At 68.9% G+C, this 25209-nt stretch carries 25 protein-coding genes; 10 read left to right on the top strand and 15 right to left on the bottom strand.

Going from position 1 to position 25209, the window contains the following annotated elements; translation table 11 throughout:
• Positions 1-7 precede the first annotated feature (7 nt).
• Together OG876_RS17535 and OG876_RS17530 are read right to left on the bottom strand one after the other, a co-directional pair.
• Positions 8-844: a GNAT family N-acetyltransferase gene (locus OG876_RS17535; protein WP_328525944.1), complete on the bottom strand. Its 837-nt coding sequence runs from the start codon at positions 842-844 to the stop codon at positions 8-10.
• A complete protein-coding gene (locus OG876_RS17530; protein WP_328525943.1) occupies positions 841-1668 on the bottom strand; it encodes a GNAT family N-acetyltransferase in 828 nt (275 codons plus the stop codon). Before OG876_RS17530 ends, OG876_RS17535 begins: the two co-directional genes overlap by 4 nt.
• A 56-nt stretch (positions 1669-1724) precedes the next feature.
• Between OG876_RS17530 and OG876_RS17525 the strand changes: the two genes are divergently transcribed.
• The 4 genes from OG876_RS17525 to mptB all read left to right on the top strand — a co-directional run bounded on the left by OG876_RS17525 (position 1725) and on the right by mptB (position 5810).
• The gene (locus OG876_RS17525; RefSeq protein WP_328525942.1) at positions 1725-2354 is read left to right on the top strand and encodes a PadR family transcriptional regulator; all 630 of its coding nucleotides are present in this window, start codon (positions 1725-1727) and stop codon (positions 2352-2354) included.
• Positions 2355-2519: 165 nt separating this feature from the next.
• Positions 2520-3521 carry an ATP-binding cassette domain-containing protein gene (locus OG876_RS17520; protein WP_328525941.1) on the top strand — a complete coding sequence of 334 codons (1002 nt, stop codon included), beginning with the start codon at positions 2520-2522 and terminating at the stop codon, positions 3519-3521.
• Positions 3518-4318 (top strand): ABC transporter permease, encoded by an 801-nt coding sequence (locus OG876_RS17515; protein WP_328525940.1) that lies wholly within the window; start codon positions 3518-3520, stop codon positions 4316-4318. The genes OG876_RS17520 and OG876_RS17515 overlap by 4 nt, the downstream gene beginning before the upstream one ends.
• 49 nt (positions 4319-4367) lie before the next feature.
• Positions 4368-5810, top strand: a complete 1443-nt coding sequence (gene mptB, locus OG876_RS17510) for a polyprenol phosphomannose-dependent alpha 1,6 mannosyltransferase MptB (RefSeq protein ID WP_328525939.1) — start codon at positions 4368-4370, stop codon at positions 5808-5810.
• Here mptB and menD read toward each other — a convergent pair.
• Genes menD through menE form a run of 3 tightly spaced genes read right to left on the bottom strand, consistent with a single transcriptional unit; the run spans position 5797 to position 9463 of the window.
• Positions 5797-7437, bottom strand: coding sequence for a 2-succinyl-5-enolpyruvyl-6-hydroxy-3-cyclohexene-1-carboxylic-acid synthase (gene menD / locus OG876_RS17505; protein WP_328525938.1), 1641 nt, complete (start codon positions 7435-7437; stop codon positions 5797-5799). The two genes, mptB and menD, sit on opposite strands and share 14 nt — an antisense overlap.
• The gene (locus OG876_RS17500; RefSeq protein ID WP_328525937.1) at positions 7434-8366 is read right to left on the bottom strand and encodes an o-succinylbenzoate synthase; all 933 of its coding nucleotides are present in this window, start codon (positions 8364-8366) and stop codon (positions 7434-7436) included. The genes menD and OG876_RS17500 overlap by 4 nt, the downstream gene beginning before the upstream one ends.
• Positions 8363-9463, bottom strand: coding sequence for an o-succinylbenzoate--CoA ligase (gene menE, locus OG876_RS17495; RefSeq protein WP_328525936.1), 1101 nt, complete (start codon positions 9461-9463; stop codon positions 8363-8365). The genes OG876_RS17500 and menE overlap by 4 nt, the downstream gene beginning before the upstream one ends.
• 63 nt (positions 9464-9526) lie before the next feature.
• On the opposite strand from menE, the gene OG876_RS17490 reads away from it, so the two are divergent.
• Both OG876_RS17490 and OG876_RS17485 read left to right on the top strand, forming a co-directional pair.
• Positions 9527-10399 carry a 1,4-dihydroxy-2-naphthoate polyprenyltransferase gene (locus tag OG876_RS17490; protein ID WP_328525935.1) on the top strand — a complete coding sequence of 291 codons (873 nt, stop codon included), beginning with the start codon at positions 9527-9529 and terminating at the stop codon, positions 10397-10399.
• 236 nt (positions 10400-10635) lie between these two features.
• Entirely contained in the window at positions 10636-11790 is a 1155-nt protein-coding gene (locus OG876_RS17485) for a hypothetical protein (RefSeq protein WP_328525934.1), read from the top strand.
• A gap of 30 nt (positions 11791-11820) precedes the next feature.
• On the opposite strand, the gene OG876_RS17480 is transcribed toward OG876_RS17485, so the two are convergent.
• Positions 11821-12948, bottom strand: coding sequence for a PLP-dependent cysteine synthase family protein (locus tag OG876_RS17480; RefSeq protein WP_328525933.1), 1128 nt, complete (start codon positions 12946-12948; stop codon positions 11821-11823).
• A gap of 82 nt (positions 12949-13030) precedes the next feature.
• On the opposite strand from OG876_RS17480, the gene OG876_RS17475 reads away from it, so the two are divergent.
• The 3 genes from OG876_RS17475 to OG876_RS17465 are packed head-to-tail and all read left to right on the top strand — an operon-like array spanning position 13031 to position 14876.
• On the top strand, positions 13031-13384 hold the full coding sequence (locus OG876_RS17475) for a hypothetical protein (protein ID WP_328525932.1): 354 nt from the start codon (positions 13031-13033) through the stop codon (positions 13382-13384).
• Positions 13381-14397: a M48 family metallopeptidase gene (locus OG876_RS17470; protein ID WP_328525931.1), complete on the top strand. Its 1017-nt coding sequence runs from the start codon at positions 13381-13383 to the stop codon at positions 14395-14397. The genes OG876_RS17475 and OG876_RS17470 overlap by 4 nt, the downstream gene beginning before the upstream one ends.
• Positions 14394-14876: a GNAT family N-acetyltransferase gene (locus OG876_RS17465; protein WP_328525930.1), complete on the top strand. Its 483-nt coding sequence runs from the start codon at positions 14394-14396 to the stop codon at positions 14874-14876. The genes OG876_RS17470 and OG876_RS17465 overlap by 4 nt, the downstream gene beginning before the upstream one ends.
• A 69-nt stretch (positions 14877-14945) precedes the next feature.
• On the opposite strand, the gene OG876_RS17460 is transcribed toward OG876_RS17465, so the two are convergent.
• From OG876_RS17460 to hemL, 9 genes are all read right to left on the bottom strand, one after another.
• Entirely contained in the window at positions 14946-16526 is a 1581-nt protein-coding gene (locus OG876_RS17460) for an MFS transporter (protein WP_328525929.1), read from the bottom strand.
• A 59-nt stretch (positions 16527-16585) separates the two neighbouring features.
• Positions 16586-17191, bottom strand: a complete 606-nt coding sequence (locus OG876_RS17455; protein WP_328525928.1) for a TetR-like C-terminal domain-containing protein — start codon at positions 17189-17191, stop codon at positions 16586-16588.
• A gap of 223 nt (positions 17192-17414) precedes the next feature.
• On the bottom strand, positions 17415-17666 hold the full coding sequence (locus OG876_RS17450) for a DUF4229 domain-containing protein (RefSeq protein WP_328525927.1): 252 nt from the start codon (positions 17664-17666) through the stop codon (positions 17415-17417).
• 1 nt (position 17667) lies between these two features.
• On the bottom strand, positions 17668-18651 hold the full coding sequence (ccsB, locus tag OG876_RS17445; protein WP_328525926.1) for a c-type cytochrome biogenesis protein CcsB: 984 nt from the start codon (positions 18649-18651) through the stop codon (positions 17668-17670).
• A complete protein-coding gene (resB, locus tag OG876_RS17440) occupies positions 18648-20231 on the bottom strand; it encodes a cytochrome c biogenesis protein ResB (protein WP_328525925.1) in 1584 nt (527 codons plus the stop codon). Before resB ends, ccsB begins: the two co-directional genes overlap by 4 nt.
• Position 20232: 1 nt before the next feature.
• Positions 20233-20976 carry a cytochrome c biogenesis CcdA family protein gene (locus OG876_RS17435; protein WP_328525924.1) on the bottom strand — a complete coding sequence of 248 codons (744 nt, stop codon included), beginning with the start codon at positions 20974-20976 and terminating at the stop codon, positions 20233-20235.
• 17 nt (positions 20977-20993) lie between these two features.
• Entirely contained in the window at positions 20994-21563 is a 570-nt protein-coding gene (locus tag OG876_RS17430; protein ID WP_328525923.1) for a TlpA family protein disulfide reductase, read from the bottom strand.
• Complete coding sequence (locus OG876_RS17425) at positions 21563-22186, bottom strand: histidine phosphatase family protein (RefSeq protein ID WP_328526921.1); 624 nt, start codon at positions 22184-22186, stop codon at positions 21563-21565. Before OG876_RS17425 ends, OG876_RS17430 begins: the two co-directional genes overlap by 1 nt.
• 43 nt (positions 22187-22229) lie before the next feature.
• Positions 22230-23552, bottom strand: a complete 1323-nt coding sequence (gene hemL, locus OG876_RS17420; RefSeq protein WP_328526920.1) for a glutamate-1-semialdehyde 2,1-aminomutase — start codon at positions 23550-23552, stop codon at positions 22230-22232.
• A 244-nt stretch (positions 23553-23796) separates the two neighbouring features.
• Here hemL and OG876_RS17415 point away from each other — a divergent pair, with 244 nt between their 5' ends.
• Entirely contained in the window at positions 23797-25152 is a 1356-nt protein-coding gene (locus OG876_RS17415) for a lytic transglycosylase domain-containing protein (protein ID WP_328525922.1), read from the top strand.
• Positions 25153-25209 lie beyond the last annotated feature (57 nt).

Genomic DNA, 25209 nt, shown 5'->3' with positions numbered 1-25209 from the left:
CAGGCGATCAGGCGAAGGCGTAGCCGACGAAGTCCTGGACGGGGCGGTAGCCGATCGCCGCGTAGATCTTGTTCGAGGTGGGGTTGGCGAGGTCGGTGTGGAGGCAGACCTGATTGCCTGCTTCGTGGAGGCGACGAGTCACCTCGGCGGTCAGGGCGCTGGCGTAGCCGTGGCCGCGGAAGTCCGGTGGGGTGTAGACCGGACCGACGCGGACCGCGCCGAAGACGGGGCTTTGGTGGGCGACCATGCTGACGATGCGGTCGTTGTCCTCCCACACCCACTGGCGTTCCCGCGCGATCCGTTGCTCCAGCCAGCGGCGGTCTTCCGCGCCACCTCCGCCAGGGTGGCCGACGTCGGCCAGGTAGGCGCCGACCATCGGCGTGAGGACGGCCAGGTCCGCGTCCGTCGCCGGCCGTGGCGAGCCTTCGGCCTTCTGCTCGACGAACTCCTCGAGCTTGTGCAGGCGAACGCGCTGGGCCTCGCGGAAGCTTCGGGCCGTCCGCGCCGAGTACAGCTCGGCGAACGAGCGCGCCGCGTCCGCCGAGCCGGCCACACCGTCGGCTCGCGGCGCGGCCTCGGCCAGCACATCGACCACGAGCGGCACCAGCGCGGTCGGCAGACTGCCCAGGTTGACACCGCGCAACGCCGTACTCAGGGCCGTGCCGACGACCTCGTCACCGTCCTGCACCGAGACGAACACCGGCGGCTCGGGATCGTTCAGGATGCCGCGGATCCGGTCGGCGGTGTTGCTCAGGATGGCGGTGTTGAGCACCGGATCGCGTTGCAGGAAAGGGAAAGCGAGGTCCTTGAACACAGCCGGATCACTGGTGGTGCGGACGATCATGCGGTGAACTCCACATCGACGAAGTCGGCCAGCGGGCGGTAACCGGCCTGGTGGTAGATCTTGTTCGAGGTCGGGTTGGCGAGGTCGGTGTAGAGGCAGGCTTGGTTGCCCTGCGCAAGGATCTCGGCGGAGACGTGACTGGTCAGGGCTCCGGCGTACCCGTGCCGCCGCCGCTCGGGCGGGGTGTAGACCGGCCCGACCCGGCAGACCCCGAAGATCGGTAGGTGGTACCCGACCATGCTCACCGGCTCACCGTCCGCCGCCCAGATCCACATGGTCTGCTGCCGCAGCTGCCGCTCCGCCCATTCCCGGTAGCCGGACCCCAGCTCCTCGGCGAACCCGTCGATCCCCCACCTGCTGACCAGGTCGACCTCGTCCGCGCGCATCGGCCGTGGACTGCCCCCGTCCGCCGGCAGCGGCGTGAGTTCGCCCAGCTTGTGCAGCCGGGTCCCCTTCGTCTCGGTCGCCTGGCCACCCCGCCGCTCGCACCACCGCGCCGCGAACCGCCGGGCGGCCGGGCGATCCCCCGCGACACCGCTCAGCTGCGGCAGTACGTCGACGTACGCATCGGCGACCACCTCCGCGAGGTCCTCCCGCAGAGCGCCGAGGTACACCCCGCGGCCCGGGGTCCGCATCGCGACGCCGACCACGTCGCCGTCGTGGACAGAAACGAAGTACGACGGCTCGTCCTCGGCGCGGGCGGTCCCGTTCGCGCGCTCATGGACGTTGCTCATGATGATCGTGTGCAGCACCGGATCCTGTTGCAGGAAAGGAAACACCGTCCGCTCGAAAGCCCGCGGGTCGCTCGTCACACGCACGTCCATGCCCCCGGAGAGTACGCCTTCGAGCTTGAGCCGTCGCCCGGATTTACACTGCGAACATGTCCACCACGCGGTTGCTGCTGCTCGGGGTCGTGCGGATCTTCCAGCCCGCCTACGGCTACCAGCTGCGCCGCGAGCTGCTCACCTGGAACGTACAGGACTGGGCGAACATCAACCCCGGCTCGGTCTACACCGGCCTCCGCACCCTGGCCAAGCACGGGTACCTGCAGGAGCTCGAGCAGGACGGCGCCCACCGGCCCGGGCGTACGTCGTACAAGCTGACGACCGACGGTGAGACGGAGTACTTCTCGCTGCTGCGGCAGATGCTGTGGACCGTGGACGGCTTCCACCCGGACCGGATGCAGGCGGCGCTGAGCTTCCTGTGGTCGCTGCGGCGGGACGAGGTGCTGGCCGCGCTCGAGGCGCGGATCGTGCAGATGGAGCAACGCCTGAAGGCCGAGCCGTTCGCGGAACGCCAGATCCAGGAGGACCCCGGTACGCCGAACCACGTGGTGGAGATGTTCCGCATCAGCACCGCCCGCGACAACGGCGAACTCGAATGGACCCGCAGCTTCCGCCGCCGCGTCCTCGACGGCGCCTACGCCTTCGCCGGCGAACCAGCCGACTGGAAACCCTACCCCGGCATGGTCACCCACTGGGGCGAAATCCCCGACCCACCACCTGAATGAGGTTCTTCCCCCGCGTGCAGTCGACCACTCGGCCGGCGCATATCCACAGCCGCCCCGGATCCACGGGAGAGCAGTGGGAGCCAGCCTCTGGCCGCATCCGTAGCAGGCTGGGGGAGGAATTAATCAACATTGACTAGTCAAGGTTGAGTATTCCAGACTGGCGGCATGATGATCGAAGCTCGCGGACTTGTCCGCACCTTCAAGACCAAGCGCGGGCCGGTGCAGGCCGTGCAGGGGGTAGACCTGGATGTCGCCGACGGGGAGATCGTCGGCTTTCTCGGCCCGAACGGGGCCGGCAAGACCACCACGCTGCGGATGCTGGCAACCCTGATCAAGCCGACCAGCGGGTCCGCGACGGTGGCGGGCTGCGACCTGGCCAGGGATCCGGTCGGCGTCCGCCGCGGCATCGGTTACGTGCCGCAGAGCGGGTCGACGCTGCCCGAGGCGGTCGCCGGCGACGAGGTCGTCGACCACGCCCGCCTGTACGGCGTACCGAAGGCCAAGGCGATCGCGGACGGGCAACGGCTGTTCGACGAGCTCGACCTGCCCGGCCTGTGGCGGCGGCAGTGCAAGACGCTGTCCGGCGGCCAGCGACGACGGCTGGACATCGTGATGGGCTTGGTCCACGATCCGAAGCTGATCTTCCTGGACGAGCCGACCACCGGCCTCGACCCGCAGGCGCGGGCGAACCTGTGGGAACACATCCGCGGCCTGCGCGACCGCGGCGCGACGATCTTCCTCACCACCCACTACCTGGACGAGGCGGACGCGCTCTGCGACCGGATCCTGGTCATCGACCACGGCAAGATCGTTGCCTCCGGCACCCCGGAGACACTGAAGCAGCAGGTCTCCGGCGACGCGGTCCGGCTCAGCCTGGCCGATGCCAGCCAGGCTCCCGCGGTGAGCAAGATCGCGGCCGATCTCCAGGGCGCGGTCGAGGTCGAGACCGACGGCGACGTGGTCGGCTTCCGGATCCCGCAGGGCGGTTCGGTGCTGCCCGGGCTGCTCCGCTCGATCGATGCCCAGGGCATCGAACTGCACGGCGTCGAGGTGCACCGCCCGACCCTGGACGACGTGTTCCTGACCATGACCGGTCGCTCCCTGCGGGACGAGGACGCCCCCGCGCCCGCAGCTGAGAAGGACGCCGAGAAGGAGGCCGTGGCATGACCGCGCAAGCCCTGACCCGACCCCACTACCCCGGCAACGTGCTCCGCGAGACCTGGATCGTGTTCCACCGGGCGATGCGGTTGTCGCTGCGCAACCCGATGTGGTCCATCCTGATGCTCAGCCAGCCGCTGATGTACCTGTTCCTGTTCGGCCCGCTGCTGAAGCCGATCACCGCACAGATCAGCCAGGGCACGACCACGAACGCCTACCAGGTGTTCATCCCGGGCCTGATCGTCCAGCTCGGCATGTTCGGCGCGATGTTCGTCGGCTTCGGCCTGATCGCGGAGTACCGGGCCGGCGTGATCGAGGCCGACCGCGTCACCCCGGCGTCCCGGATCGCCCTGATGGCCGGGCGAGTACTGCGCGATGTCGTCGTACTCGTGGTCCAGTCGATCCTGCTGCTGCTCGCCGCTCTCCCGCTCGGCCTGCGCGCCCCGTGGGACGGCGTACTGCTGTCGCTGGTGATCGTGGCCCTGCTCGGCGCGACGTTCGCCTCGCTGTCGTACTCGGTCGCGCTCATCACCAAGAGCGAGGACGCATTGGCGCCGCTGCTGAACGGGATCGCCATGCCGTTGCTGCTGCTGTCCGGCATCCTGCTGCCGATGCAGATCGGGCCGACCTGGTTGCAGCGGCTGTCCGACATCAGCCCGCTCAAGCACGTCGTGACCGGTGTCCGGGCACTGTTCCGCGGCGACATCAGCAGCAGCGCATCGCTGTGGGGCCTCTTCTGGGTGGTCCTGCTGACAGTCATCGGCCTGGCGGTCGGTGCGCGAACCTTCCGGAAGGAATCCGCTTAGGTAAGCCGTTGTTCATCGGCGGGTTGCATGGCCGGGTTAACGTCCGGCCATGCGCTCGCCGATGGTCCGTGGGCTCGTCGGCTCCGTCGTAGTCGCCCTCGCGAGTCTGGTGACGTCGGTGGTGCCGCCTTCCTCATGGGTCGCCGCCCTGCCGATCACCGGCGACCTACGGCACTCCTTGCCAGGCCGGATGGTCGGACTGACGTTCATGGTGGCAGGACTCGGCTTGATGGCCTGGGCCTGGCTGACCGTGGGCCGCCAGATGATGACCGGGCAACGGACGCCGCTGCTGCGGATGGCGGCGTACTGGAGTGCACCGCTGCTCCTCATTCCGCCACTGTTCAGCCGCGACGCCTGGAGCTACGCGGCACAAGGCGCGCTGGTCGCCGAGGGCTACAACCCGTACGACGTAGGCCCCGGCGTACTGTCCGGCCACATCGTCGAGGCCGTCGACCCGATGTGGATGCAGACACCCGCGCCGTACGGCCCACTGCCACTCGCGTACGGCGGTCTGGTCGCGCATCTGACCATGGACCCGTACCTCCTGATGCTGGCCCACCGGCTCCTCGCCGTACTGGGCATCGTGCTGATCGCCTGGGCCGTACCCCGGCTCGCGACCGCCTGCCGCGTGGATCCGACCTTCGCGACCTGGCTGGTGGTGTTGAACCCGATGCTGATCACCCATGGCATTGGCGCCGCCCACAACGACGTACTGATGCTCGGACTGGCCTGCAGCGCGTTCGCTCTGGCCCTCACGGGCAGATGGGGTACGGCGGCGGTCGTAGCGGGTGCTGCGGCTGCGGTGAAACTGCCGGGCGGGCTGGTGGTGATCGCTATCGCCGCAGTGATGAGCCCGCTGGCCGGACGAGCATTGCGGTTCGCCAGTCTGGTGATCGCGGGAGCAGTCTCGGTGGTCACCCTCGTCACCATCGGCGAACTGACCGGCGTGGGCTCGGGCTGGATGGGTGCGCTCGACGTACCCGGACTGGTCCGTTCGCCGTTCTCCATCGCCAACCTGATCGGCATGGCGGCTTCCGGCGTACTGCAGTGGTTGGGCGACGACTCGGCGGCTCAGCAGGCGCTGCAGGTCGTCCGCCTGGTCGGAATGGTCGTGGCGGTCAGCCTGATCGCCGTACTGAGTTTGCGCTCGTCCATCCACCACGCCGCCCGGGCTGTGGGCATCGCATTGCTGGCCGTGGTCCTGCTGGGTCCGAGCGCGCACGACTGGTACTTCCTGTGGTGTCTGCCGTTCCTGGCCGTCGCCCGGCCGGGCCGCCGGCTGATCACGACGATGACCGCGGTCAGCCTCATCTTCACCATCGCCGCGCCACTCAACTCGTCCTTGCGCGGCGCGACGATCCCGATCCTCACCACGACAGCGCTGGTGATCGCCTCGGTCCTGCCATTGCTCAACCACCTCCGCACGCTGCATCCGGCGCGGAAAGTGGCGACGGCGGAGGTGCCGCCCAGCAGCCCGGTTACGACTGGCTGAGTGCGGCCACGAGCGCCTCGTTCAGAGGCCGATGACTGCTGCGCGGAATGCGCGCTTCCACAACGTCCAGACCGGCGACCGTTGGCGTGAGCGCAGCCCGGAGTGCGTCGGGCGTCTCCACCAACTGGTATGGCGTACCCGTGGCGGCGCAGAGCGCGGCGAGGTCCACGTTGTGCGGAGTGCCGAAGACGCGCTCGAAATGGGTCGAGTGGGTCGGGTCGCCCTGCTCGAGGGTGGAGAAGATGCCGCCGCCGTTGTCGTTCACGACCACGATGCGCAGGTCGGGCCGGGCTTCGTCGGGACCGATGACGAGCCCGTTGCTGTCGTGCAGGAACGCCAGGTCGCCGATCAGCGCGTGCGTCGGGCCGGCGTTCGCCAGCGCGGCGCCGATCGCGGTCGAGATGGTGCCGTCGATCCCGGCCAGGCCGCGGTTGGCGATGGTCCGGATCGGGACGACCGGGGCGAGATCGAGGTCGCGCACCGGGTTCGACGAGGCGACCACGAGCATGCCGTCGGCACCGACCGCCTCGCCGACGATCGCCGCGACGCGCGGTCCGCTCAGGGTGTCGGCGAGCACCTTGTCGATCGTCGGACGCGCCAACTGATCCGCCTGCTGCCACCTATCCAACCAGTTGGTTGCATCGGCCGCGGTGACCTCCAGCCCGGTGACGACGGCCTTCGCCCGGCGGGCCGGATCCGGCCACAGCCCGGTCGGCGAGACCACCACCACCTCGACGTCCGGCCGGGCCAGCAACTTGGAGATCGGCCGCGACAGCGTCGGGTGCCCGAACACCAGCACCCGCTCGATCTCGTCCGCCATAGAGCTTGCCTGCAGCAACAAGCGGTACGCCGAGATCACCGACGGGCCGATCCGGGCCCGGCTGGACGGCTCCGCGAACAGCGGCCAGTGACCCGCCTCGGCCACCAACCGCGCGGCCTGCGACGCGCCGTCCCCCGCGACCACCACGGTCTTCGGGCCCGGCGCCACCGCCGACGGCGGCCCGGCTGCGGCATGTACGGCGGTCCACGGCCCGGTACTGCGTCCAGACAGCGACTCCGGCCACTCAGGACCGTCCGTCGGCACCAGTGGCTCCGACAACGGGCAGTTGAGCTGCACCGGCCCTGGATCGGCGGACCGTGCGCCCACCGCGTTGGCCACGGCCCGTGCAACCTGTGAGCGCCAGTATGCGACCTGACCGATCTCGCGGACCGGCGTACCCATCTCGTGGAACAGCCGGACCGCGGAGCCGAACACCTTCAGCTGGTCTGTCGTCTGGTTGGCACCGCTCCCCCGCAACGCCGGCGGGCGGTCTGCGCTCAGCACGATCAACGGCAGTCCACTGTGCGACGCCTCCAGCACAGCCGGGTGCAGGTTGGCCACCGCAGTACCGGACGTTGTCACCACAGGCACTGGCAGTCCGGTCCCCCGGATCAGGCCGATGGCAAGGAATCCCGCCGTACGCTCGTCGATCCGGACGTGTAGCCGGAGCCTGCCGTCCCGGTCCGCAGCGGCGAAGGCCAACGCCAGGGGGGCGCTCCGCGAGCCCGGAGCCACCACGGCCTCGCGGACGCCGTTCCGGATCAGCTCGTCGACGACCACCGTCGCGAACGCTGTGGACGGGTTCATCCAGCACTCCTCTTCTGCACTCGGGTCATGCGCTCTTCCCACACCGCGGTCCTGGACTCTGATGCGCGGGCCGCTTCCAGCAGTGCCGGGTCTGGCTGCACCCGTTTGACCGACAGCAAGCCGTCCACCGGCAGCATCGGCTCAGCCACGACCTCTTGGGTGAACATCGACACTGTGGCCAGACCGCAGGCGTAGGGCAGTTCCGGCAGCGCAGCGGCGAGGGCGACGCCGGCAGCGATCCCTACCGAGGTCTCCAGCGCGGACGACACCACGACGGGCAGTCCGATCTGCTCAGCGATCTCCAAACACGCACGGACTCCACCGATGGGCTGCACCTTCAGAACAGCGATGTCCGCCGCGTCCAGCTTCTTTACCAGCAAGGGGTCTTCGGCTCGGCGGATCGACTCGTCCGCAGCAACCGGCACGTCGGTGCGTCGCCGGACCGCAGCCAACTCCTCCACGGTCGCGCACGGCTGCTCGACGTACTCCAGGTCGAAGCGCTTGAGTTCCTTGAGGCACCGCACGGCCTCGTCGACCGACCACGCACCATTGGCGTCGATCCGCACCCGACCCGATCCGATGGCGTCCCGGACCGCTTCGAGGCGCTCCACATCGTCCGCGAGGGTCTGGCCCGGCTCGGCCACCTTCACCTTCGCAGTGCCACAGCCGGACGCTCTCACGATCTCCGCCGCCTTCACCGGGCCGACCGCCGGCACAGTGCAGTTCACCGGTACGACGTCCCGCACCGGTGCCGGCCACCCGTCGACAGCCGCCTCCCGCGCCGCCCGCAACCAGGCCACGCAGGTCGCGTCGTCGTAGTCCAGGAACGGGCTCCACTCGGCCCAGCCCGCGGGTCCCTCGAACAGCATGCCCTCGCGGACGGTGATGCCCCGGAACTTGTTCTTCAGCCCGATCGAGTACGTGATCACCGCACGCCCTCCAGCAGCGCCTGGCGATCAACCTTGCCCGAGGCAAGCATCGGCAACGCGTCCAGCCGGATCACGTCCCGCGGCGCCCAGGTCCGCGGCAGCACCTCCGCCACGAAATCCCGTACCTCGTCCCGACCTGGACCGCCGGGCTTGGCGACCACGAACGCCACCACCCGCGTCCCCCACTCCGCGTCCGGAACCCCCAGCACCGCAGCGTCCTCCACCTGCGAATGCTCGAGCAACCGTGCCTGCACAGTCGTCAGCGTGACGTTCACCCCGCCCGAGATCACCACGTCATCCACCCGACCGACCACCCGCAGCCGGCCGTTCACGATCTCGCCGCGGTCCTGGGTCCGGAACCATCCGTCCCGCAGCACCTCCGCGGTGAGCTCCGGCCGCAGCCGGTACCCGGAGAACAGTGTGCTGCCCTTGATCAGGATCCGCCCGTCGTCCAGGTCGATCCACGTCCCGTCCAGCGGCTCGCCGGCGTACACACATCCGCTGCCCGTCTCCGTCATGCCGTACGCCGGGATCGCGGTGACGCCGGCCTCCGCCGCGCGGGCCTTCAGAGGTGCCGGTGTGGAGGCGCCACCGATGACGATCGCGTCGAACGACCGCAATGCGTCCAGGTCAGTGTCCAGATAGCGCGCCAGCTGGGTCGGCACCATCGCCGTGTAGCGCCGGGACCCGGTCATTGCCTCGGCGCTCGCGGTGAAGCTCTCGCCCAGCATCACCGGTGCCAGCCCGGCCACCACCGAGCGGGTGAGGATCTGCAGGCCGCCGACGAAGTACGGCTTCATCGGGAGCAGCCACTGGCCCGGTCCGCCGAGGCGGTAGTGGGTGGCGACCGCGGACGCGAGCAAGGCATCTCGGGAGAGCAGCACACCCTTGGGCTCGCCGGACGACCCGGACGTGGTCAGCACCACCGCACAGTCGTCCTCGAGCGGCTCATCCGGTGCCGCAGCCTGCCGGACACGGGCGGCCGCCGCCGGATCCGACGGTACCGGTGCGAACGGCGTACCGCTGCCGTCCAGTACGCCGGTGAGCGCGGACAACACGGCATCCGGCGTGCCGGGGACCAGGCGCAAGGTAGACATGTCAGTCCGAGCGTACGGCCCTCGTTGCGGGCGCCGACCGAGTGGCTGACACAATCGACGGTCATGGCCACCCCTGCCCAGTGGATCGAAGGCGCGCGCCCACGCACGCTGCCCGCCGCGATCTCCCCTGTCCTCGTCGGTACCGGTGCGGCGGCGTACCTGGACGGCTTCGTCTGGTGGAAGGCACTGCTCGCCCTCGGCGTCGCTCTGGCCCTCCAGATCGGGGTCAACTACGCCAACGACTACAGCGACGGCATCCGCGGCACGGACGAGAACCGGGTCGGCCCACTGCGTCTGGTCGGCTCCAAGGTCGCCACTCCGAGACAGGTGAAGACCGCAGCGTTCACCTGCTTCGGCGTGGGCGCCGTACTCGGAGTGGTCCTGTGCGCCACCTCCAACTGGTGGCTACTGGTCGCCGGCGCGGCCTCACTGGTCGGAGCGTGGTTCTACACCGGCGGCAAGCGGCCGTACGGGTACCGGGCACTGGGTGAGGTCAGCGTATTCCTCTTCTTCGGACTGGTCGCCGTACTCGGCACCACCTACGTGCAGGCCGAGACGCTGAGCTGGACAGCGGTCGCCGGCGCGGTCTCCGTCGGCTCCATCGCCTGCGCCCTCCTGGTCGCCAACAACCTTCGTGACATCCCCACCGACACCGCCACCGGCAAACGCACCCTGGCTGTAGTCCTGGGCGCTTCCCGCTCACGAAAGCTGTACGCCGCCCTCGTCGCACTCGCCTTCGCCCTGGCGGTCGTGTCGGTCCTGGCAACGCCCTGGACCCTCCTGGCCTTCATCGCCCTCCCCCTCGCGTTCAAAGCAGTCCGAGTGGTCCTGAGCGACGCCGTCGGCCCAGCCCTCATCCCGGTCCTCAAGAACACCGGCCTGACCGAACTCCTCTATGCCATCGGATTGGCCATCGGCCTCGCCCTCGGCGGCTAGCGCCGAGATCGTTGCTGTCGGCAAGCAAGACGCTGCGATCAGGTGGCCGGCCCGCTCCGCCGTCTGCCACGCGACGAGGCCTCGACGGGGCTTGGTGCCGCGCATTGTTCCGAGACCGTCCAGTTCCATTCCTACGCTGGGTAACGATTGCACACGCTTTGTCGATACCCGGGACCTGCACGCGTTGACGTGTTTGGGTCCGGAGCGCATCCTGGCCTCACGTCTGTAGGGGGATCATGGGGTCGATTTGGGAGACCAGATTCAATAATCATCCGCTCTGGGCGCTGATCAATCAGATCGCCGGCGAACTCAATGGACTCGCGCTGCCGGATGATGTGGAGTTGGCGGATTCGCTGTCGCGCCTGCAGTGGCTGGTCGAGACAATTGATGCGCATCGGCAGGAAGACCCGCGACGCTACTCGACGCGCATGCTGGACAATGTCCACATTCATATCGCGGCACACGTGCAGCCCCACCTCTCGCAGTACGCGCGGGATCCGGACGGTTTCGCGCCTCACCTGCGGACTGCCGCTGATGGCATCGACGCTGTGCTCGAGCAGCTGGGGACCTGGCCGCCGCTGAGTCCGAAAGGTGCCGGGCAAGCCGCGCGGAGGGCGCACTCACAATGCGAAGCCTCCATGAAGGTCTCGCTCGAGGCTCTCCAGGCAGATCGAGATCAGCTACTTCGCCAGGTGGAGGACATTCGACAGGCCGTCGCCGTCACGATCACGCAGTACAAGGGCGAGTTGGAGAAGGAGATCAAGGATTCGCTGGAGCGGCAGATCTCGGCTGCTACGGAGAATTACCGGGCGAACCTCGATGAGCTCGAGGAAACACTCATGACGGCAGTACTCGGGGCCAGTCGAGACCTTGCCAGCTTGGACGAGATGCGATCCCAGGGTGCGAATGTCGTGACCGCGCTGACTCAACAGGCGGTCGCCGACAGCTACGGAGAGAATGCACGCAACAAGGCGTTCGCCGGTTGGACCTGGGATTTGCTGGGACTTACGGTCGGCGGGGTTCCGCTGGTCATCCTCCTTGCCCACTACTTCAGCGCGGATTCAAATGTCCTGTCATCGACGACCATCACCTTGACGAGGCTCGGGATCGCCGTCACAGCAATCGGGCTCGCCTGTCTCTGCTTCCGCCGCGGGTCCGTCAACCATCGTGAATCCCGACGGGCCAAGCGGGCCGATCTCCGGCTGCGGACCGTCCATGGATTCATCGCCAATCAGCCCGAAGAGGTCAGGGAGGCCGTGCTCGAGGGCATGGCGAATCGAATCTATCTTCAAGGCAATCTGGACGGCGACGACGACCACGACGCCGGCCGAGTGGAGTTGGCGACCTACCTCGCCCGTTCCCGAGCCCGACACCAGGCCGACTACCTGTAAGAGACGAGAACCGACCCTCACGGGCGGGGTTTACCCCACCTGCTCGGGCTCGGTCCAGTGGCCGGTGGTTGCGAAGGCTTCGAGGGTTGTCATGTACGGCGTGATGTCGATGCCGCTCGTGCGGAGCCACGCGTCGTCGTAGTACGTGTTGCCGTAGCGTTCGCCGCTGTCGCAGAGGAGTGTGACGATGCTGCCGCGGACCCCGGTACGGCGCATCTCCGCGGCCAGCCGCAGCGAGCCCCAGAGGTTGGTGCCGGTGGAGCCGCCGACCAGGCGGCCGGTGACGCGGGAGCAGAAGCGCATGGCGGCGATCGACGCGGCGTCGGGGACCGAGATCATCCGGTCGACGACGCCGAGCACGAACGACGGCTCGACGCGTGGCCGGCCGATGCCTTCGATGCGGGACGGGCGGCCGGTGGAGAAGTCGTGGTCGCCGGCTTCGAAGGCGGGGAAGAAGGCCGAGTTCTCCGGGTCCACGACCGCGACCGAGGTGTCGTAGCGCTGGTAGCGGACGTAGCGGCCGATGGTGGCCGACGTACCGCCGGTGCCGGCGCCGACCACGACCCAGGTCGGAATCGGGTGCTCCTCGAGCTTCAGCTGACCGAAGATCGACTCGGCGATGTTGTTGTTGCCCCGCCAGTCGGTGGCGCGCTCGGCGTATGTGAACTGGTCCATGTAGTGGCCGCCGGTCTCCTCGGCCAGCCGCTTCGCCTCGCCGTAGATCTGGCCGGAGCGCTCGACGAAGTGGCAGCGGCCGCCGTAGAACTCGATCAGCTCGACCTTCTCCGGGCTGGTCGAGCGCGGCATCACCGCGACGAACGGGAGTCCGAGCAGCCGGGCGAAGTACGCCTCGCTGACCGCGGTCGAGCCGCTGGAGGCCTCGATCACCGTGGTGCCCTCGTGGATCCAGCCGTTGCACAGCGCATACAGGAACAGCGAGCGAGCCAGCCGGTGCTTGAGCGAGCCGGTCGGGTGCACGGACTCGTCTTTCAGGTACAGGTCCACGCCGGTGCCGTCCGGCATCGGGAACACGTGCAGGTGGGTGTCCGCGCTGCGGTTCGCGTCCGCGTCCACGATCCGGATCGCCTCCGAGACCCAGGCCCGCGCCTTGTCGTCCCGGCGATCCACCTCACGACACACGCCGTCAACCTCACTCATGCGGGCCAGGCTAGGTGCTAAGGCCCGATTTGAGTATTCCTACGCTCAAGTTCACCCCCGCGCGGACGGAACGATGAGTCGCATGATTCCCCTGGGACCAGTCGAGTTCTCGCCCGCCGACGTCGCCCTGCTCCTCGGTGCGCTGTTCGTCATCGGTGTCGTCGGCGCCCTGCCGGTGACGATCCCGCTGGCGCTCGTCGGCCACCGCCGCGGCATCGCCCACCCCGGCTGGAACGGCTTCTGGTACTGGCTGTGGGGCACCGGACTCACGGTCGGGATCATGGCGAGCCTGATCCAGACGGGTCTCGGCTGGGCCGTCGTCCCGCTCAGCTGGATCCCCACCGGCCTGATCGCCGCATTGGCCTATCCGCGCCGGCCTCGACCCACGAGCGAGCTAGGTTGGTCGGACACGACGACTGGGCAGGGGGAGCGATGAGCGAGAACGAGGATCGGCCGACGCGGCAGCGGACGACGCTGACAGACATCAGTTCGCGGGCGTGGGAGCACCCGGCGGACCGGGGCGCGCTGGTGGCGCTGCGGCAGCTCAAGGGCTTCGACTACGTCCTGCGGAAGATGTCCGGGATGATCAACGAGCGGGCCTTCCGGCTGCAGTTCCTCGGCGGGGCGATCCGGGTCGACGAGCGGCAGTTCCCGGACGTGCACCGGCTCTTCACCGAGGCAGGTACGACGCTCGACGTCCGGCAGCTGCCCGAGTTGTACGTGACCAACAGCCCGATCTGGAACGCCGTCACGATCGGCATGGACAGGCCGTTCATCGTGGTGAACAGCGCCCTGGTGCAGGGCCTGGACGAGGAGGAGCTGCGGTTCATCCTCGGTCACGAGCTCGGCCACGCACAGAGCGGGCACGCGCTCTACCAGTCGCTGCTGCTGTGGCTGATGCGGCTGACCGGCGCGATCAACTGGATGCCGATCGGCGCGCTGGGCCTGCGCGCGATCATCGCCGCCCTGCACGAGTGGTCCCGCAAGGCCGAGCTGTCCGGCGACCGGGCCGGCCTGCTGGCGGTCCAGGACCCGGCGGTCGCGCTGCGGGTCCAGATGAAGCTGGCCAGCGGCGGTCAGCTCGGCGAGCTCGACACCACGGCCTTCCTCGCCCAGGGAACGGAGTACGAGAGCGCCGGCGACCTGCGCGACAGCGTGCTGAAGCTGCTGCTGCTCGAGGCGCAGACGCACCCGATGGCCGTGATCCGCGCGCACGAGCTGCGGCGCTGGGTCGACGACGGCGAGTACACGACGATCGTCTCCGGCGACTACCCGAAGCGCCAGGACGACGCCGCGGCGTCCATGTCGCAGGAGGCGAAGAACGCGGCCAAGTCGTACACCGACGCCTTCAACCGCTCCCAGGATCCGCTGGCGAAGTTCCTGCGTGACCTCGGCGACGGCTTCGACGGCCTCCGCGACTGGGTCTCCACGAGGTTCCCCACGCGGTGATCGAGCTGAAGAGCGTCGGGCCGGACGACTGGAAGCTCTGGCGCGAACTCCGCCTGGCCGCGCTCGCGGAAGCGCCGTACGCGTTCGGCTCCCAGCTGGTGGACTGGGCGGACGCACCCGAGGAACGCTGGCGTGAGCGGCTGAGCGTGCCCACCGCCTACCAGGTGATCGCCTCGCTCGACGGTACGCCGGTCGGCATGGCCGGCGGGTTCCGTGCCGACGAGCCCGGGGTCGCCGAGCTCGTGTCGATGTGGATCGCCCCGGCCGGCCGTGGTCAGGGCGTCGGTGACGCGCTGATGAGCGCCATCGAGGACTGGGCCCGTCGCACCGGCGCTCGGGTCCTGAGGCTGTCGGTTGTCGACGGCAACGACCCGGCGCACAACCTCTACCTGCGCAGCGGTTTCGCCGACACCGACGAGCTGGGCGACCTGATGCCGGACGGTATCCACCGCGAGATCGTGATGCGCAAGGCGCTCTGACCCCGAGTACGACGAAGGGCCCGCTTCCCCCCTCCCGGGAAGCGGGCCCTTCGGGTCTTCTTCGGAGCCTCAGCCCACGTGGACGGGTCCGTCCGCGTTGTCGGTCGCCAGATCCTGGTGCTTGATCGACAGGCCGATCATCGTGATCACGGCCGCGCCCAGCGCCAGGAACGCGGACCAGACGAACGCCCGGGTGAAGCCGTGCGTCGTCGCCAGCGCGGTGAACTGCCCCTGCAACTGCTTGATCTGGTCCGGCGACTGCCCGGCCTCGGCGGCCTTCTGCAGGCCCGGGGCCAGCTCGGTGAACCTGTCCTTGATCGCGCTGGTGGAGATCGTGCCGAGCAGCGCCAGGCCGATCGCACCACCGATCTGCTGGACCGTGTTCAGCACCGCGGAGCCGACACCGGAATCCTCGTGCGCGACTCCGCTGACCGCGGTCAGCGTGATCGGCACGAAGATCAGGCCCATCCCGAACGACAGCACCAGGATGTACGGCAGCAGGTGGGTCAGGTACGTCGAGTCGATCTCGAGCCGGCTGAACCCGAACATGCCGGCCGAGACCAGCACGCCACCGGCACCGGCGATCCACCGCGGGTCGATCCGGGCCACCAGCGTCGACGCGACCTGCGCCGCGACCACGATGCCGACACTGAACGGCAGGAACGAGATACCGGTCTTCAGCGCGCTGTAGCCCATGATGCTCTGCACGAAGATGCCCAGGAAGTAGAACATCGAGAACATCGCCGCACCGACGATCAGCATCACGAAGAAGCTGACGCCACGGGTCCGGTTCGCGAGGATCCGGAACGGCAGCAGCGCGTGCCGCGACCGGGCCTCGATGCCGAGGAAGATCCCGATCAGGGCCAGACCACCGAAGATGTAGGTCAGCGTCGCCGCGTCGCCCCAGCCGTTCGAGGCCGCGTGGGTCAGGCCGTAGACCAAGGAGCTCAGACCCAGCGTGCCGGTGATCGCACCGGGCAGGTCGAACTTGCCGGTCTGCCGGGCCGACTCACCCAGGAACCGGAACGCCAGCACAGCCACGATCAGGCCGATCGGCGTGTTGATGAAGAACGTCCACCGCCAGGATGCCTCGGTCAGCAGGCCGCCCAGGATCAGGCCGACAGCCGCGCCGGCCCCGGACATCGCGGCGTACACGGCCATCGCGCGGTTGCGCTCCTTGCCGGCCGGGAAGGTGGTGGTGATCAGGGCGAGCGCGTTCGGCGCAGCCGCCGCGGCCGCGACGCCCTGCAGGATCCGGCTGACCAGCAGCACTTCCTCGCTCTGGGCGATACCGCCGACGAACGACGCCAGGCCGAACAGCACGACGCCGAAGACGAAGACCTTACGGCGGCCGAGGATGTCCCCGATCCGGCCGCCGAGCAGCAGCAACCCGCCGAACGCCAGCGCGTAGGCGTTGACCACCCACGGCAGCGACGCGTTGCTGAAGCCGAGATCGTCCTTGATGTGCGGCAACGCGATGTTGACGATGGTGCCGTCCAGCACCACCATCAGCTGCGCCATGCAGATCAGTGCGAGCGCGATGCCGAGGTTGCGGTGACCGTGGCCGTTCTCTGGCTCGGTCCCTGAATCGTGCACCGAGTCGACCGGCCGGTTCTCCGGCGGATCGGCGTTGATGACTTCTTCGGACATAAGAATATTTCCCCTCTTGGGCAGACTGTCTTGCTGGTCGCGGACCGGCCCCTCACCGGTCAGCTCACCTGCGACCCCCGCGCCGCAGGCAGGATCACGTTGTCGATCACTCGGAGGATCAGGGCGTCCGTCGGCTCGACGCCGAGGATGTACGCGTGGTGGATGATGACCGCCGGCAGCGTCACCGAGAGCAGCTCGACGTCGACGTCGGGGGCGATCTCGCCCCGCTCGACGGCCCGGGCGTAGACCGTCGCCACCACGTGCTGCCGGGGCGCGAGGAAGCGCTCCTGGAACGCCTTCTGCAGCTCCGGGTCGCGGTGCAGGGCGGTGAGCAGACCGGCGATCACCGACATCGGCAGTTCGTCGGTGAAGCCGCCGTCACCACACGACATCGAGATCAGGTCGCCCCGCAGGCTGCCGGTGTCGACGTCCTCCGGGATCGGGCAGCCCTTGGCCCGGCTGATCGCGTCGACGACCAGCTCGGCCTTGGTGGTCCAGCGCCGGTACAGCGTCGCCTTGCTGGCCTTCGCCGCCGTCGCCACCGCGTCCATGGTCAGCCGGTCGTAGCCGAGCTCGGCCACCACCGCGACGGTCGCGTCGAGGATCTCCTCCTCGCGACCACCCTCGACCCGCGGCCGCTGCCGCACCCCTGCTGTCTCGACCATGATCACCCTGCGTAAGCCATTGGTAGCTGATAGAACGAAACGGTTTCGTTTCATCAACCACACTACGACTGATGTGAAGGGATGCACAAAGGATTTTCCCGCAAAGGCGGAAGTGGCTTAGGTCACTCTCCGTACCAGTCGATCGAGTGGTACGGCGTTCTGCCGCCTGGACGCGGCGCAGTTGCCCGAACGGGCTACCCGAAGGATCGGCCGGAACGACCGGTCAGTCGTCGTCTTCGGCGGTGCGGGCCTGCTCGATCCGGTGCGAGATCCGCTCGGCCCGGTGCTCGATCTTGCCGGCCAGCCGGTCGCGGGCGGCGCGGAGCACGAAGATCGACAGGATCGACGAGGCGATCAGCGCGAGCAGCAGCAGCGGGAACAGGCTCAGCCAGTTGTTCAGCGCGAACCACAGCACCGCGAAGCAGACGGCGAACAGCGCCGCCCGCAGGCCGGTGTAGATGGCGAACTCCTTCATCTCACACCCCAGCGTAGGAGTGCAGACCGGAGACCAACAGGTTGACCCCGACAAAATTGAAGATGAACACGAACCAGCCGACGATCGCGATCGTCGCGGCCCGGCGGCCCCGCCAGCCCGCGGTCGCCCGCGCGTGCAGGTAGGCGGCGTACACCACCCAGGTCACCAGCGACCAGACCTCCTTGGGGTCCCAGCCCCAGTACCGGCCCCAGGCGTACTCGGCCCAGATCGGCCCGGCCACCAGCACCCCGAAGGTCCACAGCGGGAACGCGAACGCCAGCACCTTGTACGCCGTACTGTCCATCGACTCCGCACTCGGCAGCCGGCGCAGCGACGCCGACATCGTCCCGCCGGCCAGCACCTTCCGCTCGGCGCGGGCCTTGATCAGGTAGAGCACCGAGACGAGGCCGCCGACGGTGAACGCACCACCGGAGATCGCGGCCGAGGACACGTGGATGACGAGCCAGTAGGAGTGCAGCGCCGGCACGAGCGGACCGGCCGGCGTGTACAGCGCGAGCGTCGCGAGCCCGAGTACGGCGGCGATCACGAGGGTCACGCCGAGGCCCAGCCACTGAAGCTTGTAGCGCTGCACGAAGATCAGGTAGACGATCGCGACGGCCAGCGACGCTGTGATCGAGAACTCGTACATGTTGCCCCACGGCACCCGGCCGGCCGCCAGGCCGCGGGTGACCACTCCGCCGAGGTGGAAGACGAACGCCAGCCAGGTCAGCAGCAGCCCGATCCGACTGGCTGCCTCCAGCCGCTCCATGCTCCCGTCGGCGTCAGGTACGTCGTCGGTCGAGCCCCCGATGACCTGCTCGCCGTCGGAGGCGACCAGGACCTCCTCCTTCACCGCGGCCGTGTTCGCCACCGCCGAGCGGCCGAGGGCCCACTCCATCGCGTGCGACATCATCGCCAGGGCGTAGATCACGGTGGCGGTCGGGATCAGCAGGTTGGAGACGTGCGCGTAAGTCTCCGGGCTCATGATGTCTCCTGCGTGCTCGATCGATCAGGTCTGAGTACCGCACCGATGGCCCGGATCTCGTCGCCGAGGCCACGCTCGGGTCCGCGGTCCAGTCCCGCTACCTCGACCACCGTACGCCCGTCCTCGGTCCGGACCCGCACCCAGGTACGGCGTGGATGCACGAACAGCGAGCCCATCAGCCCGAGGATGGCCAGCAGGATGCCCGCGAGCGCGAGATCGGTGCCGGGAGTGTGGCTGACCTGCAGCTTCACCCAGCGGCTGTAGCCGTCGAAGGTGATCGTGCCGGCCTTGTCCGGCAGGGCCTGGGTCTGGCCCGGCGCGAGCTGGAAGCGCCACTTGTCGCCGTTCTGCTCGAACTGCGTGAGCTTGGTCTTGTCCAGCTGGTACACCGACTCCGGCTTCCCGGTCTCCGGCTGCGGGCGGCCGTAGTACCCGGTCATCACCAGCATCGGGTTCAGGTCGTCGGGGAACACCGAGACGGGACCGCGCTGGTCGATCACCGCGGTCGGCAGGAAGAAGCCTTCGAAGCCCAGCGTCATCGGCCGGGCGTCCGGCGCCTTGATCACGCCGAACGACGAGAAGTTGCTGTCCTGCGGCAGGAACGGCGCCGGTCCGGAGAACGCGACCTGCCCGTTCCCGTCCCGCACGGTCACCCGCGGCGCGTAGCCGTGGCCGAGCAGGTAGAGGCTGCTGCCGTCGAGCTTGAGCGGGTGGTTGACCTGCAGCTCGTACGACTTCTCCGGTGCGTCCGGTGTCTCCTGGTACGACAGCTGCGCCTTGAACTCACGCGCCGCGCCGCGTTGCGGCCCGTCCTCCTGGAACTTGACCTGGAAGTCCTTCACCGTCAGGGAGAACGGCGGCAGATCCTGATCACCGCTGAACGCCCGCCCCGGCGTGAAGTCGTCGTACTGCGCGACCGTGTTGGAGAAACCGTTGCCCACGACAACCAGGACGGTGCCGCGGTAGCCGAACAGCGAGCCCCACGCGACCCCGACCAGCGCCAGGATCAGCGAGAAGTGGAACAGCAGGTTGCCCGCCTCACGCAGGTAACCACGCTCCGCTCCGACGGCACCGTCGTACGCCTGGACGCGGAAGCGGCGGCGCTTCAGCTCCCGGGTCGCGAGCTCGAGGACGTCGCCCTCGGAGTCGACGGTGAAGCGCTCGTACCCGGGCAGCCGGTTGAGGTTGCGCGGCGGCTTCGGCGGCCTGGCCCGGATCGCCTTCAGGTACACGCCGAGCCGGGGCACCACGCACCCGATCAGCGAGATGAACAGCAGCAGGTAGATGGCCGAGAACCAGGGCGACTTGTAGACGTCGAAGAGCCCGAGCTTGTCGTAGAACGGCCCGAGCTTCGGATGCGCCGTGAGGAAGTCCGACACCTTGATCGGATCGATCGCCGTCTGCGGGACCAGCGAGCCGGGCACCGCGCCGAGCGCGAGCAGGAACAGCAGCACCAGCGCAGTCCGCATCGAGGTGAGCTGCCGCCAGGTCCAGCGCAGCCAGCCGACCAGGCCGAGCGCGGGCGGTTCGTTGCCGGAACCCCCGGTCGGTGCGGCGATGTGGTCCTTGACCTCGGTCACGTCACACCGCCGACCCGAAGTTGGCGACCCACTGCCGCAGGTCCGCGGTCATCGCATCCCACACTCCCGTCAGCAGCAGTAGCCCCACCGCGATCATCAGTACGCCGCCGATCCGGATCACCAGCAGTTGGTGCCTGCGGACCCACGCCACCGCGCCCAGCATCCGCCGGAACGCCAGTGCCGCCACGATGAACGGGATACCGAGCCCGAGGCTGAACACCAGGGCCAGCATCGCACCCCGCGCGGTGCTGCCCTCGGTGGTGGCCAGCGTCATCACGGTCCCGAGCGTCGGCCCGATACACGGCGTCCAGCCGAATCCGAACAGTATGCCGAGCAGCGGCGCCGCCGCGATCCCGACCGCCGGCACCCGATGCACCCGCATGTCCTTCTGCAGGAAGCCGAACCCGCCGAGGAAGACCAGACCCAGTACGACGGTCAGCGCGCCGAGTACCCGCGTGATCGCGGTCTGGTGATCGATCAGCAGGTCACCCGCCTTACCGAACACCACTCCGGTCAGGATGAAGACCGCGGAGAACCCGGCCACGAACAAGGCCGTCCCGGCCAGCATCCGGCCGCGCTTGTCCGATCCGAGCTCGGCCGCGGACAGTCCGGTGACGTAGGAGAGGTAGCCGGGCAGCAGCGGTACGACGCAGGGTGAGAAGAACGAGATCGCACCGGCCAGCACCGCGATCGGCAATGCCACCAGCATCGAACCCGTCATCGACTCGGCGAACCACTCACCCACGGTGCTGATTCCTTCGGTCAACCGGCGGAAGCATCATGGACCATGCCGAGCAAGGTGTCCTTCGAGACCTCGCCGACCACCCGCGCCGCGACCTTTCCGGACTTGTCGATCACCAGCGTGGTCGGGATCGCCTTCGGCGAGATCTGGCCGCGGAACCGCAGCAGTGCCTTGCCGTTCGGGTCGTAGATGCTCGGGTACCGCACGCCGAACTCCTGCACGAACTTGCGGGCCGGCGCCGGGTCGAGGTCACGGGTGTTCAGCCCGATGAACTGCACCGTCGGGCCGAGTTCCTTCGCGGCCGCGACCAGGTCCGGTGCTTCCTTGCGGCAGGGCGGGCACCACGAGCCCCAGACGTTCAGCACGACTACCTTGCCGGTCTGGTCGGCCAGGCTCCACGGCTTGCCGTCCAGCGTCGTACCGGTCAGCGCGGGCGCCGGCTTGCGGTTCGCCGGGGCGAACACCGACACGTTCCCGGTGCCGCTGACGAACCCGGCCTGTCCCTCCCGGTTCTGCGCGGCCTGCTGGCCGGAGCTGCAGCCTGCGATCAGCAGCAGTCCGGCGACGAGGAGCGTCGTACGGCGAAACATCACGCGCCGCCTACGAACTTCTTCGGGTTCTTCACCGGCAGCAGGTCCTTGGCCGGTTCGGAGTAGCCGACCGAGACGATCGTCTCGCCGTGGAAGGTGAACGAGGTCAGGCTGGCCAGGCTGCACTGCCGCTTGCGCGGGTCGTGCGGCAGCCGGCGGCCCTCGATCGCCGACCGGACGATCCAGATCGGCAGCTGGTGCGACACGATCAGCGCCTCGTGCCCGGCGGCCTTCTGCCGGGCGGTCTCGATCGCGTCCCGCATCCGCCGGACGATCTGCTGGTACGGCTCACCCCAGGACGGCTTGATCGGGTTCCGGAGCAACCACCAGGCACTCGGGTTGCGCAGCGCGCCGTCGCCGACGCCGAACTTCTTGCCCTCGAACAGGTTCGCCGCCTCGATCACCCGCTCGTCGATGTCCGGGGTCAGCCCGAGCGTCTCGGCGATCGGCTCCATCGTCTCCTGGGCCCGCTCCAGCGGCGAGCTGACCAGATGGACGATGTCCCGGCCGGCCACGTGCTCGGCCACCCGGTCCGCCATCTTCCGGCCGAGCTCGGACAGGTGGAAGTCGGGGATCCGGCCGTAGAGCACACCGGTCGGGTTGTGCACCTCGCCGTGACGCATCAGATGCACGACCGTCGTTTCGGTCACCGCTGCCGTTCCCTTCTCAGTTCCGTACTGCGGCTGCCGCACGAGCAGCCGGGGCGAGGGCGGACTCCAGCTCGGCCAGCGCGTCGTCGTCGATCGCGGCGCTGACGAACCAAGCCTCGAACGCACTTGGCGGCAGGTAGACACCAGCCTCAAGCATTGCATGGAAGAACGCCGCGAACCGGGGCAGCACCTGGGCGTTCGCACCGGCGAAGTCCCGGATCTCGGCAGATCCCTCCGAGGACTCCACGAAGAAGACGCTGAAGAGGTTCCCGGCGGCCTGGATGACGTGCGGCACACCCTCCTTGTCCAGCGCGGTCGTGACCAGGCGCTGGATGGTGGCCGAGGTCTCGTCCAGCCGGGCGTACACCTCATCGGTTGCCAGCCGCAACGTGGTCAGGCCGGCCGTGGTGGCGATCGGGTTCCCGGACAGAGTCCCGGCCTGGTAGACCGAGCCCTCCGGCGCCAGGTGGGCCATGATGTCGGCCCGGCCGCCAAAGGCCGCGGCCGGGAAGCCACCGCCCATCACCTTGCCGAACGTCATCAGATCCGGCTGGACGCCGTCGACGCCGTACCAACCGGAGCGGGTGATCCGGAAGCCGGTCATCACCTCGTCGGAGATGAACAGTGCGCCGTTGTCCTTGCACGTCGTGGCGAGGAAGGCGTTGAAGTTGTCGCGCGGCGGGACGACGCCCATGTTGCCGGGCGACGCCTCGGTGATCACGGCCGCGATCTGGTCGCCGTACTCGGCGAAGGCGGCGGTGACGGCGGGCTGGTCGTTGTACGGCAGCACGATCGTGTCGGCCGTGGTCGCCTCGGTGACCCCCGGCGTACCGGGGATGCCCAGGGTGATGACGCCGGAACCGGCCTGCGCCAGCAGTGCGTCGACATGTCCGTGATAGCAGCCGGCGAACTTGACGATCTTGGCGCGCCCGGTGAAGCCGCGGGCGAGCCGGAGCGCGGACATGGTGGCCTCGGTGCCGGACGACACCAGCCGGACCTTGTCCACCGGCGTCCGGCCGACGATCTCCTCACCGAGCAGGACCTCGGTCTCGGTCGGCGTCCCGTACGACGTCCCGCGGGCGACCGCGGCCTGGACGGCGGCGGTCACCTCCGGATGGGCGTGGCCGAGCAGCATCGGCCCCCAGGAGCAGACCAGATCGAGGTAGCGGTTGCCGTCGACGTCGGTGATGTGACATCGGTCACCCGATGCCATGAAGCGCGGTACGCCGCCGACGGCGCGGAACGCGCGGACGGGAGAGTTGACCCCGCCCGGGGTGACTGCGGAGGCCCTGTCGAAGAGCGCGGCGGACTGTTCTGTGTGGTCGGGCACGGCCGCTATTGTCCCCGACAGACCTGCGGATCAGGTGGGCGGGCCGGGGCAAATGGCCCGCCGGGGGTTCACAAGCAGTGTTGTTACGCGCCAGTATGGGTACCTCGTCACCGCACGTAGATGGTCCGAGTCCGGCGCGTAACCCACGCACGGGGCGGACGTTAGACCAAGTACGACGGCAACCGAGAACGACGACATGACGTGTCCGCGGCGTGGGGCCGGGCAGGTCGATGAGTCACGGAGGGGATCATCGATGGCGAAGGGCAAGCGCCGCGCCACGAGTGGAGGGTGGCGTCAGGTGGCGCCGCTCATCCCGTTGGCGTTGTTCGCGAGCGCGTTCACCGTCAGTGCCACGGATGATCCGGCGATCGCCACGGCGTCGCTGGAGCAGGGCCTGTCCGGCAACAGTCCGGTCGTCGTGCCGAAGCAGCCGATCGCCCAGCCGGCCAACGTGCCGGTGCCGGGTGTGGTCGGCCACGGCGTCGATCCCGGCGAGCAGCCGACCCAGGTGGTGTCCGGCCTGTCCCGCAACGGCATCCCGAACGCGGCGCTGAAGGCGTACTCCCGGGCCCAGCAGGTGCTGGCCCAGGTGGACCCGGGCTGTCATCTGCCCTGGACGCTGGTGGCCGCCATCGGCCGCGTCGAGTCGAACCACGGCCGCTTCGGCGGCAACGCGCTGAACTCGCAGGGCGTCGCCGTGCCGGGCATCTACGGCCCGCGGCTCGACGGCGTGAACACGGCCAAGATCGCCGACACCGACGCCGGTGCGTTCGACGGCGACGGCGCGTTCGACCGGGCGGTCGGCCCGATGCAGTTCATCCCGGGCACCTGGCGGTCGATGGGAGTGGACGGCGACGGCGACGGCGTGCGGAACCCACAGGACATCGACGACGCGGCCATGTCGACCGCGGTCTACCTGTGCTCCGGCAAGACGGACCTCTCCAAGGCGAGCGACCTGGAGTCGGCTGTCCTGCGCTACAACCACTCCCAGCAGTACGTCGACCTGGTCGTGAGCATCGCCAAGGCGTACGCCGGCGGCAGCTGGATCGCGGTCGGCAACGGCACCGAGGACGACGAGCAGGGGGTCGACCGGGCCGGGGACCAGGTCGGCGATCCGACCATCGACGCCCCCGCCGACAACAACCTGCCGCAGGCGACGAACCAGGAGACGTACCCGTCGGTCAGGCCGACGCCGACGGTCGTGGACCAGCCCGGCAAGCCGACGACCGACCCGACGAAGCGCCCGCCGACCACCGGCAAGCCGTCGGACGATCCCACCAAGCCGCCGACCACCACCCAACCGCCGGCGACGACCAAGCCGCCCACGACCACCAAGCCGCCGGCGCCGGGCGTCGCGACGCTGCAGACGGCGGCCGGCCTGATCGTCGGCACGGTCGGCAGCACGGTCGGTGAGCTGACCAAGGCGACGCAGTACTGCCAGTCCGAGATGGCGAAGGTGACGATCACCAAGCCGACCCAGGACCAGCTGCAGAAGTGCGTGACCGCCTACCAGACCGGCGGCACGAAGGCCGTCGACCAGGTCATCCGCAACCTGCTGTCCGTGCTCGGGCTGCTGGGCATTCTCGGTGGAGGCCTGCTCGGGAACTGACCCCCCAAGACCGGCGCGCCAGCCCCCACCCCTCCCTTGGCGCGCCCCCGGCGACGC

The organism is Kribbella sp. NBC_00359 (assembly GCF_036097425.1).
In the GTDB taxonomy this organism is placed as follows: Bacteria; Actinomycetota; Actinomycetes; order Propionibacteriales; family Kribbellaceae; genus Kribbella.
The sequence above is the reverse complement of the archived record's forward strand: the minus strand, read 5'-3'. Positions and strand labels throughout refer to the sequence as shown.